The 12,192-nt window shown below is 73.0% G+C and carries 10 protein-coding genes; 4 read left to right on the top strand and 6 right to left on the bottom strand.

The window, feature by feature from the left end:
* Positions 1-320: 320 nt before the first annotated feature.
* From AC0699_RS29525 to AC0699_RS29500, 6 genes are all read right to left on the bottom strand, one after another.
* Positions 321-611 carry a DUF1876 domain-containing protein gene (locus tag AC0699_RS29525; RefSeq protein WP_478666240.1) on the bottom strand — a complete coding sequence of 97 codons (291 nt, stop codon included), beginning with the start codon at positions 609-611 and terminating at the stop codon, positions 321-323.
* Between the two features lie 117 nt (positions 612-728).
* Positions 729-1,187: a universal stress protein gene (locus AC0699_RS29520; protein WP_478666238.1), complete on the bottom strand. Its 459-nt coding sequence runs from the start codon at positions 1,185-1,187 to the stop codon at positions 729-731.
* A gap of 116 nt (positions 1,188-1,303) precedes the next feature.
* On the bottom strand, positions 1,304-3,139 hold the full coding sequence (locus tag AC0699_RS29515; RefSeq protein WP_478666234.1) for a GMC family oxidoreductase: 1,836 nt from the start codon (positions 3,137-3,139) through the stop codon (positions 1,304-1,306).
* Positions 3,136-4,560 (bottom strand): hypothetical protein, encoded by a 1,425-nt coding sequence (locus AC0699_RS29510; protein WP_478666232.1) that lies wholly within the window; start codon positions 4,558-4,560, stop codon positions 3,136-3,138. Before AC0699_RS29510 ends, AC0699_RS29515 begins: the two co-directional genes overlap by 4 nt.
* Positions 4,557-5,243 (bottom strand): FadR/GntR family transcriptional regulator, encoded by a 687-nt coding sequence (locus tag AC0699_RS29505; RefSeq protein WP_478666230.1) that lies wholly within the window; start codon positions 5,241-5,243, stop codon positions 4,557-4,559. Before AC0699_RS29505 ends, AC0699_RS29510 begins: the two co-directional genes overlap by 4 nt.
* 84 nt (positions 5,244-5,327) lie before the next feature.
* A complete protein-coding gene (locus AC0699_RS29500) occupies positions 5,328-7,112 on the bottom strand; it encodes a helix-turn-helix domain-containing protein (protein ID WP_478666228.1) in 1,785 nt (594 codons plus the stop codon).
* A gap of 300 nt (positions 7,113-7,412) precedes the next feature.
* Between AC0699_RS29500 and AC0699_RS29495 the strand changes: the two genes are divergently transcribed.
* The 4 genes from AC0699_RS29495 (at position 7,413) to AC0699_RS29480 (ending at position 12,164) form a co-directional block, all read left to right on the top strand.
* Positions 7,413-8,921, top strand: coding sequence for a long-chain-fatty-acid--CoA ligase (locus AC0699_RS29495; protein ID WP_478666225.1), 1,509 nt, complete (start codon positions 7,413-7,415; stop codon positions 8,919-8,921).
* A complete protein-coding gene (locus AC0699_RS29490) occupies positions 8,911-10,230 on the top strand; it encodes an alpha/beta fold hydrolase (RefSeq protein WP_478666222.1) in 1,320 nt (439 codons plus the stop codon). The genes AC0699_RS29495 and AC0699_RS29490 overlap by 11 nt, the downstream gene beginning before the upstream one ends.
* Positions 10,231-10,388: 158 nt before the next feature.
* Positions 10,389-11,486, top strand: coding sequence for a baeRF3 domain-containing protein (locus AC0699_RS29485; protein ID WP_478666219.1), 1,098 nt, complete (start codon positions 10,389-10,391; stop codon positions 11,484-11,486).
* Positions 11,487-11,537: 51 nt separating this feature from the next.
* The gene (locus AC0699_RS29480) at positions 11,538-12,164 is read left to right on the top strand and encodes an FxLYD domain-containing protein (RefSeq protein ID WP_478666215.1); all 627 of its coding nucleotides are present in this window, start codon (positions 11,538-11,540) and stop codon (positions 12,162-12,164) included.
* Positions 12,165-12,192: the final 28 nt, after the last annotated feature.

The following is a 12,192-nucleotide window of genomic DNA, read 5'->3' as shown; positions in this document are numbered from 1 at the left end:
TGTCGAACGATCATGGTGTGCTGCGCGCAGCTTCACGTTAACGCGCATCCGCCACCCGGGCCCGGTAACGCCCGGCTACTGTCCGTGCGCCCGGCCACTGTCCGTGTCCGGCTGGGCGGGGTATTAAGGGCGCACGTGGGCGTACGGCGGTCGCCCGCCGGATCATGGTTCCGGGAGCGGATGGACGGTAGTCGCGGATGGCCGCATACGCCCGGGGGAGCTCACTGCCGTCGGTGAGAGGGCGGCCGGGGCATGGGCGCACCGGGGGACGCCGCCGGGCCCCCGAGGACACGCCTCGGCACCGGCCGTGCCGGCGGGCGTCAGGCCGACACCTCCGGCCAGCCGTACCCGTAACTCGGTCCGGGCCCTGCGCCCATCGATTCCAGATCGCGGTCCGCCACCCGCATCAGCCGGCGGGCGAGGTCGCTCATCGCGCGGCTCGCCGCGAGTTCGTCGCCGATCTCGGGGACGTCCACGTCCTGGGGGTTGCAGTGGGCGGTGCCGTGGCCGGTGAGCGTCGTCTTGCCGGTGTCCAGCTCCACCCGGGCCCTGGTCGTGCCGTCCTCCTCGGACAGCTGCATGCGGACCCGCCATTCCAGCGTCCGTGTCATGGGGAACCTCCTCGCCCGCGTCCGGCCGCGGAATGCCCGCGCGGCCCCGTCCTGCCTTCAGGATCCACCCGTCGGCGGACGCCCGCGCTCCGTGCCGGCGCGTGACGACGGCCGCCGTCACGCGCCCTCGGGCGCGGCGGCCTCGGGGCGGACGATGACGACCGGGCAGGTCGCGTAGAGGGCGCACTGCTGGCTCACCGAACCGAGCAGCACACGGGCGAACCCGCCGCGGCCCCGGCTGCCCACCACCAGTAGCTCCGCGCCCTCCGACGCTTTCACGAGCGCCTCGACGGGGTTGCCGCGCAGCAGGACCTGCCGCACCTGGGAGCCTTCCGAATCGCCCAGCACCTTGCGGATCTCCTCGGCGAGCGATTCCCGGGCCACCTCCGCGTCGAAGCCGGCATCCACCACGGGAGCCGACCACCCGTGCGCTCCCGGCAGCTCGTACGCCTCCACGGCCTCCACCGTCGCCCCGATCAGACCGGCATGCCGGACCGCCCAGCGCAGCGCCTCGTGCGACGAGGGCGATCCGTCGACACCCACCACGACACGCGGAGCCGAATCCTGCCTGTCCATGCCGTTCACCTTTCTCGCGGTCCCACGTTTCTCGCGGTTCCCGCCCTCCACGCTGCGCGACATGGGGGCATTCCGCCAGGTGAGGGCCGCCGGGTGGTACGGGGCGTCGCCGTCCGTCATCGCTCCAGCTGGGCCTCCGTGACCGCCAGTGCCGCCGCCATGATGCTGAGCTGCGGATTCACCTCGGGGCAGCCCGGCAGCACCGAGGCGTCCGTGACCAGCACTCCGTGCACGCCGCGGAGCCGTCCCGTGGGGTCCGCGGGGAAGCGCTGCGGGTCGGCACCCGCCGCGACCGTGCCGGTGGGGTGATAGGCGGAGAGATGCAGCTGCCGTGGGCCCACGCGGGCGAGAACGCCGTCCAGATCGGCGAGGCTGCGGGCACGCGGGGCGGAGGGGATGCCCGTGAGGACCTCCTCCGCGCCCGCCGCGAACAGCAGCTCGCCCATCGCCCGTACGGCGCGCATCAGCCGGCCCGCGTCCCGGCGGTCCAGGTCGTAACGGAGCAGCGTACGGTCCTTGCCCAGCACGCGGCCGGACGGGCGGTCGGCGATCATGGCTCCGAGGGTGGCGAGCCGGTCCGCGCTCTCCAGTTCGCGCCGCAGTTCGGCTCCGAGGCCCGGCAGGACGAAGGAGCCCATCCCGGGTGGGGTCGCGGTCGCCTCGATCAGTACGCCACCGTCGTGGTGCTCCTCCACGCCGACGCTCTGCAGTACGCCTTCCCAGGCGGTGACCGGCTCGGCGAAGCGTCCGGCGACGCTGGTGGCGGGGTGGACGCTGAGGCCCAGGCCGAGCCGGGGGTGTCCGCCGAGGCCCGAGCGGCGCAGCAGCGGCGGCGAGTGCAGGGCGCCCGCGGCGACGACGACGAGCGGGGACAGGATCTCGAACTCGCCGCCGCCCTCCCGTCGTACGCGTATGCCGGCCGCGCGCGGGCCGCCGGGGTGGTCCCCGTCCACGAGGATCCGCCGCACGGTCGCACCGGTGACGATGCGGGCTCCGGCGGCGCAGGCGTCGGGCAGCACGGAGAGCTGCACGCTCTGCTTGGCGCCGGTGGGGCAGCCCACGACGCACTGGCAGGAGCCCTTGCAGCCGGGCGCGTTGCGGCGCAGCGGTGCCGCCTGCCAGCCGAGGCGTTCGGCGCCGGCGAGCGCGATCCGGCCGTTGTTGCCGAGGACGTCCAGTGGCTGGGTGGCCACCCGCAGCGTGCGTTCGGCCTCGTCGAGGTACGGGCCGAACCGCCCGGCGGGAGCGAACCCGAATTCCTTCGCCCAGCGCTCCTGGACGTGGTCCGGAGTGCGGTAGCACGTACCGGAGTTGACGACCGTCGTGCCGCCGACGGCCCGGCCCACGGGCAGCAGCAGGGGCGGGCTGCCCACGGCGACGGTGGCTCCGCCGTCCCGGTACAGCTCGGCGAACCGGTCGAGCGGGGTGCGCCGCCCGAAGGACTCGGTGGAGTGGTGGTGCCCTTCCTCCAGTACGACGACGTCCAGTCCGGCACGGGCCAGGGTCCGCGCGGCCATGGCTCCGCCCGCCCCGGACCCGATGACCACGGCGTCGGCGGTGGAGCGGGCGGGCCACTCGCCGGCGGGTGTGCAGTCGAGCGGCGGGTCCTTCCGCGTCAGCGCGGGGACAGTTGCGGCCTGCTGGAGCATGCGCTCGGTCCCGGCGGCGAGCAGCACGGGCACCTTGAGCACGTCGAGGAGCGGGGCGAGAGCGGTGCGTGCGCCGAGCGAGCCGAGCACGGCCTCCCGTTCGGCGGGGGTGAGGGCGGCGAGTCTGCGGCCCGTGCGGGCCAGCGCGTACGCGTCGATGACGCGCGCCGCGGACCGCACTCCGGTGCGGGCGGCCGACGGCATCGAGTCGAGCACCCCTTCGAGTCTTGCCGGGACGCGCGCGGGCCAGTGGGCTGCGCCGTCGTCGGCGATGAGGGCGGCCACGAAACCGGTGAGACTCATCGTGTGCCCACCTCCGCGTGAGCGGTGCCGTCCAGGGTCCATTCGGCCTCCGTGCGCCAGCCGCCCCACCACCGCTCCAGCAGCACGTGCGCATCGGCGCGTTCGCTGTTGCGGCAGATCGCCCGGGAGCCGTCCGGGTCGGTGTAGTCGAGCGCGAGGGTGTGGTCCTCGTGCTGGGTGACCTCGACCCGGATGCGGCGCAGGCCCGCGCGGCCGCTCACGGTCCAGACGGGCAGGCCGACGGCGGAACGGAACCGCCCGATCCCGGCCCAGCCCACCGCCGTGCGCTCCGCCCGTCGTGGCCAGGTGCGGCCGGCCCGGCGCAGGCGCAGGAAGACCAGGGGCGGCAGCCGGCGCAGCCCGGGCCGCATGGAGACGGCGGCGACGATCTCCAGCACGTCTCCCCCGCCGAGGTCCGCGTGCAGCCAGGCCCAGCGGCGCGCGTTGCCGTGCCCGTAGATCCGGGCCGAGGCGCCGGGCGCACCGGCCGGTGTCAGCGTCGTGTCCTCGTACGAGAACGTGCCGCTGTACGAGGCCCGCGCGGCCGGGAGCATCTGGGCGGCGGGCAGCAGCGGCCGCCTCCAGGACCAGCGGGGAAAGGTGAAGAGTGGCGTGTCCGTCGCGTGTTCGGTGAGGTCCCAGCGCAGCCCGTCCGCCGAGCCGGTCAGCCGGCCGGGCGTGGCCGAGATCCCGCCGGCGGTGAAGCCGTCCTCGCCGGCCGTCCACCGGGCGGGGCCGAAGCGCGCGTGCCGTACCGGCCCGTCCTTGGGGAAGACCGCGGCCCAGCCGTGGGCGACCGGCTCGGATCCGTCGGTGGGCGCGGTGAGTTCATGGTGGAGCCAGAGGCCGGTGCCGGTCGCCGGGTCGGTCAGGGTCGTGTACCAGACCTCGGTGCGGCCCGGCTCGCCGTTCCAGCGGGGTGCCATGAGCGGGGCCGGGTCCTCGCGGCGTGGGAAGCGGAAGCTCGCGAGGAAGGGCCCGAGCTGTGTGCTCACAGGGAAGCGGAGCGTGCCCGTACCGACCCGTGCCCCGTCCTCGTACAGCGTGTACGGCAGTACGGTCATCGACGCGACCGGTCTGCGCGGGGTCACGGACTTCCAGCCGTCGAGGGTGATCCGGCGGCCGTCGGCGGTGAACGAGAGGCGGTAGCGGATACGCCGCCTGGCGAGCGGTGAGATCTCCAGCTCGCCCTCGGCGCACGGGTCGTCGGCCCATCCGGCGATGCGTACCCGGCCCGTGGTCCGCGCCTCGGTCGTGCCGAGAAGCCGCATGACGCGGTCCGCCGACACCCGCAGATCGAGGCGGATCCGGCGGGTCCGGTCCTCACCGTCGAGCCGGACCGTGCCGAGCATGGTCTCTCTGAACACCGTTCCGCGGCCGCTCGTGTTCGCGCTCACGTTCGTGGTCGTGTTCGTGCTCACGCGAGGCCCTCCAGCATGATCCGTTCGGTCGCCGTCAGATACGCCTCGGCGGCACGACGCGCGCCGCTCTCGTCACCGGTCGCGACCGCGTCGACGACCGGCGCCAGCCGCCCGTACGCGACCTCGGCGTCCGTGAACGGACCCACGAGCGCAGCCCGGACCGGCAGATAGGCGTTGAACAGGGTGTTGGTCAGCAGAACGTAGACGCGGTTGCCGGTCGCGCGGGCCAGCGCCCGGTGGACTTCGATGTCGGCGAGTTGCACGGCGTCGCCGCCGTCCGCCTCGCGCACGGCGTCCAGCAGGGTGCGCAGCTCGTCCCGGTGCTGTGCGGTGGCGCGGGCCGCGGCCCGCTCGGCGATCAACGATCCGACACTTCGCCGCACTTCGAAGATCTCGCCGATCCAGTCCGGACTGTGCCGTACGAGCATGGGCAGCAGATCGGCCCCGCCGAGCCGCGCGTAGTCACGGACCCGGGTGCCCACTCCGTGCCGGGTCTCCAGGAGTCCGGCCTGGGCGAGGCGCCCGAAGGCGTGCTTGAGGGTGGTGCGGGTGACTCCGTAGCCGTCGGCGAGCTGGCGCTCCGGCGGAAGATAACTGCCGGCCGGGTGCCGGCCGGTGAGGATGTCCTCTCGCAGCCGGCTCTCCAGGACGTCGACGATGGTTTCGCGGGGCAGTGCCTCCACGCCGTTCCTCCCCAGTGGCTCAGTGGATGAGCCACTCAACCAATCCAGGGGAACGAAGTCAATGGCCGTGCGGCCCAAGCCCATTCAGCGCGAGGTCATGTGCGTCTTCAGCGCGAGGTGCACCTGCAGCGCCTGGTCCCCATGGCGCCACTGCTTCCCGATCAGTGCCGCGATCCGGTCGATGCGCTGGTAGAGCGTGTTGACGTGGACGTACAGGGCAGCGGCGGTTCTGGTCAGATTGCCGTCGCAGGCGAAGTACTCCAGTGCCGTACGGACGAGTTCGCTGCCGCGCGCCGCGTCGTGCTCCACCAGCGGGCCGATGGTGCGGGTCACGAACCGGTCCAGCTCCCTGCGGTCCGTCTGGCCGAGCAGAATGCCGTGGATGCCCAGTTCGTCGCGGCAGGCGCCCTCACCGGCCCGGTTCAGGGCCAGCAGCACGTCCAGACAGCGGGCGGCGTCCCGGTGCGCCTCGACCAGCGCCGCCGCTCCCGGCGGTGCCGACTCGGCGCCCACGGTGACCCGGCGGCCGTCGCCTGCGGTCAGGGCCGCGGCGAGCGCACGGGCGGCTCTGCCCGCGTCGTCGGCGCCGGGCAGGACGACGACGGTGTTGCCGCCGTACTCGCCCGCGATGCCGCCGAGCCGTGCGGCATGGGCGCTCGCCAGCTCCGTGATCCGGCGCCTGTGGTCGCCCTCCTCGCCGCGGGCGGCCAGTACGACATGCGCGTCCGCCAGGTCGAGGCCGACCAGAGCGGCCCGCCGGCGCAGCCCGGACGGGTCCCGGTGCGGGGCGCCCAGCAGATCGTCCAGGATCTCGCCGCGCAGCCGCCGCTCGGCCTCGGCGACGGAGCGCTCGCCGAGCAGCATCAGCGCGGCGGCCTGGGCGGCCCGTTCGAGGGCGTGCACATCGGAGGCGTCCAGTCCGCCACGTACGAAGAAGAGGGTGCCCAGGTGTTCGCCGACCGCGACGATGGGGCTGACACACGTGCCGCCGCGGGTCACCGAGGTCCGCCGGGCGCGCACCTCGCTCAACTCACGCTTCCACGACCCCGGTTCGGGCGGGGAATCGCCCGCGGCGGCCAGTGGACGGTCGTACGCGTCGAGGACCAGGACACTTCCGCGCAGCACGTCCGCGAGGGCCTGCGCGAGACCGACGGGACCACCGCCCTCCAGCGCGACGGCGGTCAGCCGCTCATGGACGGCGGCGGCTTTGCGCACCTCCTCGAAGAGGGTGGCGTTCTCGATGGCCAGTGCGGCGTGGTTGGCGAGTGAGATGAGCAGTTCGACCTCTTCGGGCGCGAACGGCCGCACCCGCCGGTTGGCGGCGAACAGCACGCCGTACACCTGGTCGCCGAACTTCAGCGGTACGCCCTGGATGGCCACCAGTCCCTCCGCGGCGATGACACCGTCCACGTAGTCGGAATGGGCGAAGCGGGCGTCGTTCGGGTAGTCGGCCGTGCGGTACGGCTGGGCGGTCTCGGCGACGAGCCCACCGAGTCCGGTTCCGACGGCGAGCCGTCCGGTCTTGAACGGCTCGGTGGTGATGCCGTCGGTGACACGGACGTACGTGTCGCCCGCCTCCGGGTCGGACAGCAGCAGATACGCGACGTCCGTGCCGACAAGCGTGCGGGCGCGCCGGACGATCGCCTGCAGGACGTCCTCCAGGTCGCGCAGCGAGGCGAGGTCGCCGGCGGTCTCGTACAGCCCGGCGAGCGCGGCCTCGCGGCGCCGGTGGGCGGCGAGCCGGGCGCGTATCTGCAGGGCGTCGTCGATCAGTGGCCCGTCCGCCCCGACGGTGCGGAAAGCCTCCTCGTCCGCCTCCTCGCGCAGGAGACGGAGCAGAGACCCGGTGGCCGTGCGCGTCGTCGTCACACGGCCAGTGATACCCCACGCCCGTTGCTCCGCGGCCATGTCCCCCGTCACCGGCGGCGCTTCGGTGGAGCTCTTCTCCATTCCGGCAACTGCCGCGCCGACGACGGCAGGAACGAGCCGCGCCGCACGGCGACGAGAAAGTCTCCACTCCTCGCTGCGCCACAGCGTGGGACCGCTCCATGGCGCACGCCGCGTCCGGCAGCGAACGATGTCGGACATTACCCGGACGTCATCGCCACGCTTCCTGGAGGTTTCCGTGCCCTCGTCCCACCGCACGACCACCCGGTACCGGAGGGCTTCGTGAATCTCGCACATCTGCTGTCGGACACCGCGGCCCGCCACCCGGACCGCCCCGCGCTCCGCCTCGACGACGAAGTGGTCACGTACGCCCGGCTGGAGCGGCAGGCCGCACGCGCGGCGTCGTATCTGCGCTCGCTCGGCGTGCGCCCCGGCGACCGGGTCGGCCTCTGCCTGCCCAACGTGCCGGCGTTCGCGGTGCTCTACTACGGCATCCTTCGGGCAGGCGGTGTCGTCGTGCCGATGAACCCGCTGCTCAAGGAACGTGAGACGGACTTCTACCTGGAGGACTCGGGCGCCGCGCACCTGCTGGGCGCCGACGAGGACTGGCCGGCCCTCCTCACCGGGCATGAACCGTACGACGAGGTCGTCACCCGGTCCCCCGGTGACACCGCCGTCATCATCTACACCTCGGGAACCACCGGCCGCCCGAAGGGCGCCGAGCTCACGCACGGCAACCTGCTCCAGAACGTCGCCGCCACGAGCACATCCCTTCTGCGCCTCACCGAGCACGACGTGCTCTTCGGCGGTCTCCCTCTCTTCCACTCCTTCGGCCAGACCTGCGCTCTCAACTGCGCGGTCGCGGCTGGGGCCTGCCTCACCCTGCTGCCGCGCTTCGACGCCGGCCGGGCGCTGGAGATGCTGCTGCGGGACCGGGTCACCGTCTTCGAGGGCGTACCGACCATGTACGCGGCGCTGCTCGCCCACCCCACCCTCAGCGCCGCGCACCGGGAGCATCTGCGGCTCGCCGCGTCGGGGGGCGCGGCGATGCCCGTGGAGGTCCTGCACGCCTTCGAGGAGGCCTTCGGCTGCCCGCTGCTGGAGGGCTACGGGCTGTCCGAGACCTCTCCGGTCGCCGCCTTCAACCGGACCGAGGGGCCGCGGCGCGCCGGGACCATCGGTGTGCCCGTCGACGGCGTGCGCATCCGGATCCAGGACGAGGCGGGGCGAGAGGTTCCCGAGGGGCGGACCGGCGAGGTCGCGATCAGCGGCCACAACGTCATGAAGGGCTACTGGAACCGGCCCGAGGCCACCGCGGAGGCGATCCAGGACGGCTGGTTCCGCACGGGGGACCTGGGCGTGCGCGACCCGGACGGACTGTTCCGGATCGTCGGCCGCAAGAAGGAGATGATCATCCGTGGCGGGTTCAACGTCTATCCGCGGGAGATCGAGGAGGTGCTGTACGAGCATCCGGCGGTCGCCGAGGCCGCGGTGCTCGGGACGCCCCACCCCGAGCTGGGCGAGGAAGTGACAGCCGTCGTCGCGCTCAAGCCGGGGCACGGGACGGCCGTCGTCGCCGACGAACTGCGGGAGTTCGTCAAGGCGCGCGTCGCCCCCTACAAGTACCCGCGTCTGGTGCGGATCACCGACGCGCTGCCGAAGGGACCGACCGGCAAGATCCTCAAGCGGGAGATCACTCCGCCCCCTCTGCCGGTCCCCCAGGGCCACTCCGCAGGACGGCCCCAGGCCCCTTCGGTCCCCCACACCAAGTCGAAGGAGCATGAACGATGAGGTTCCGCTCGCAGCAGCGACGGAAGAACCTGAGAGCCGCCGTCGTCACCCTCGCCACGGCCCTGGCCGCCACCTGGGCCTCGCCGCCCCCGCCCGGGCCGCCGAACCGGCGCTGCCCGAACTCGACATCACCGACACCTACATCACCGGAATCTCCTCCGGCGGGTTCATGGCCTCGCAGCTGCAGGTCGCGTACTCCGGGACGTTCAAGGGCGCGGGCGTCTTCGCCGCGGGCCCGTACTACTGTGGCAAGGGCGGCATCGTCACCGGCCTGATCGCCTGCGGCACCGGGCTCATCTCCACCGATCCCGCCAGGATCGAGAACATCGCCCGCCGCTGGTCGGCCGAGGGGAGGATCGACCCGGTCTCCAACCTCGCGGGCAAGCCCGTCTACACGTACCACGGCACGAAGGACCCGCTGGTCCAGGACCGGGTGAGCGACGAAGGGGTGGAGTTCTACCGGGACTTCGGGGCCCGGACGCTGTACCACGACACGGACCCGGCCGGGCACGGCTGGCCCACCCCGTACGCGCCGCTGTCCTGCGGCACCACCTTCGCGGCCGTCGGGCGCCAACTGCCGCCGGACTGGTCGCTGTTCGCCCCCGACCTGCGGGGCCGGGGCGGCAGCGACACCGCCCCGGGCCCGTACGGCGTCGACACCCACGCGGCCGACGTCTGCGCGGCCGCCGCACGATTCGGCGGCGGCCGCCCGGTCACGCTGACCGGCCACTCGATGGGGGCCTTCGTCGCCCTGCGCGCAGCCGCCCGCCGTCCTGAGCTCTTCGAGCGTCTGCTGCTCGTCGACGGCGGCCTGCCACTGCCGCTGCCCGGCGGCACCGATCCGGACGTGCTGCTCGACGCCTCCCTCGGCCCGGCGATCGCCCGGCTCTCCATGACCTATCCGAGCGACGAGGCGTACGTGGACTTCTTCCGCGCCCACCCGGGCCTCGGCCGGTACTGGAACGACACCATCGAGAAGTACGTCCGGTACGACCTGACCGGCCCCGAGGGCGCCCGCCGTTCCCGCGCCCAGGAGGCCGCGGTGCGCCAGGACGGCCGGGAGCTGCTGACCTCGGCCGATGCCTTCGCCGCGGATCTGCTGGACCTGACCTTCCCGGCCCGGCTCCTGTCCGCGCCCAAGGGGCTGATGGACCAGACCCCCGGCATGAACCCGCCCGAGCTGGTGGCGCACTGGACGGAGCGGGCGCCGCTGCTGACCGCGGAGGAGGTGCCGGACTGCAACCACTACACGATCCTCATGGGCACCGCCGCGAAGACCGTCGCGGACCGTCTGGTGCAGCCCGGCTGACCGGGGCTTCCGCGGTTGTGCACGTCCGCCGCCGACCCGCATCTTCTGCCCGGTTGAGCAATCGGACATATCGTTCACCTTGATGACCTATCGGCCCAGGAGGCTTTCCACGGGTTCATGGCTCGCAGGCATTCACTGCACGCCCTGGAGGGATCCGCATGCACCCCGCTCTCAGCTCCGATGTCCTTGCCCGGCTGCGCAAGCAGCGCCCCTATCCGGCGGTGTCGGTTCTGATGCCCACGCATCGCCGTGAGCCGGACAACGCGCAGGATCCCGTCCGGCTGCGCAACCTGGTCGCCGAGGCCAAGGAGCAGCTCCAGGCCGATCCGGCCGTCACCCGGGACAGCCGGATCGACATCGTCCAGCAGCTGGACCTGGCCCTGTCGGAGGTCGATCTGGTCCACGCGGAGGACGGGCTGGTCGTCTTCGCCGCGCAGGGCGAGCATCAGGTGTGGACGCTGGGCCGTGCGGTGCCGGAGCGCGTCGTGCTCTCGGACACGTTCCTGACCCGCAATCTCGTCTCGGCGCAGGCCGCGGAGCAGCCCTTCTGGGTGATGGCCGTGTCGTCCGACCGCGTCACTCTGTGGAGCGGCTCGGCGGACCGTGTCATCCAGGAGGACACCTGGGCGTTCCCGATGACCCGCACGTTCGAGAACCCCGACGCCGAGCGCGAGGAGCAGATCGGCGACGTGCCGAGCGCCTTCACCGACGAGGCGACCCGCCACTTCCTGCGCGAGGCGGACACGGCGCTGGGAGCGGTGCTCAAGGCCGATCCCCGGCCGCTCTACGTGGCGGGTGAGGCGGCGGCGCTCGCGCTGCTCGACGACGTCGGCACGGTCGCCCCGCGAACGGCGACCCATGTCCCGCAGGGCGGACTGGCGGCAGGGCCGGCCCATGCCGTGTGGCAGGCCGTGCGTCCGTTCGTCGAGGCCCAGGCGCAGAAGGACATCGAGAGTGTCCTCTCGGAGCTGGACAAGGCCCGTGGGCGGCGGGCGTTCGCCGCCGGGGTCGACGAGATCCGGCAGAACGTCGAGTCCGGCCGGGTCGCACTGCTGGCCGTGGAGGAGAACTACCAGGAGACCGTGCGCGACTCGGGCGGCCATCTGGCTCCCGCGGAGCCGGGGGACCTGGACGCCGTCACCGACATCGTCGACGACATCGTGGAGCGGTCGCTGGAGACGGGCGCCGAGGTCCACTTCGTACCGGACGGCACTCTCGCCGGGATGGGCGGCATCGCGAGCACTCTGCGCTACTGAGGCAGCGCACCAGGGGGTGGTTCGGTCACCGGCAGTGAAGGGACGCCCCTGATGAGCACGTGTACGCCGGGCCTGTCCGTCAGGCGGCGGGTGGCGGGCACCGCGCTGGCCGTGATCGTCGCGGCAACCGGCACGGCCGCCCTGGCCGCGTGCGGCACCGAAAGCGGCGATTCGGGCACCAGTTCGCCGTTCAGCCCGCGCCCGACCCCGCCGGACACCTCGGCGTTCACGGGGACGCCGCCTTCCGCGCTGGCTTCGCTCGAGGCTTCCGCGCGCGCCGCGGCCTCCGCCGCGGCCTCGTCGGCGTCGGCCGCCGCCTCGTCCTTCGAGGCCTCGGTCTCGGCCGAGGTGGCCCGCGCCAACGCGGCGGCACAGGAGAAGCTCAAGGACCTGAAGGGTGGCGGGAACGCGATCTCCGATGTCTCGCTCACGGGCAAGCCGACGGCCGACACCGGCGGCGTCCGGGCCGTCGTGGTCACGATCACCAACAGCACCGACCAGACGGCGTCGTACGCGGTGCAGGTCGACTTCACCGACTCCTCCGGGAAGGTCGTGGAGAGCCGGATCGTCGGAGCGCAGGATCTCGCTCCCGGGGAGCGGGCACAACCACTCGCGATCAGCCGGAAGCCGCCCGGTATGAATCTGACCCCCACGGTCGCCAAGGCCCAGCGCTACTGACACGGGACGCCCGGTTCGGTGGCCTCCA

The sequence above is a fragment of the Streptomyces sp. NPDC043870 genome, from assembly GCF_056435785.1.
The sequence above is the reverse complement of the archived record's forward strand: the minus strand, read 5'-3'. Positions and strand labels throughout refer to the sequence as shown.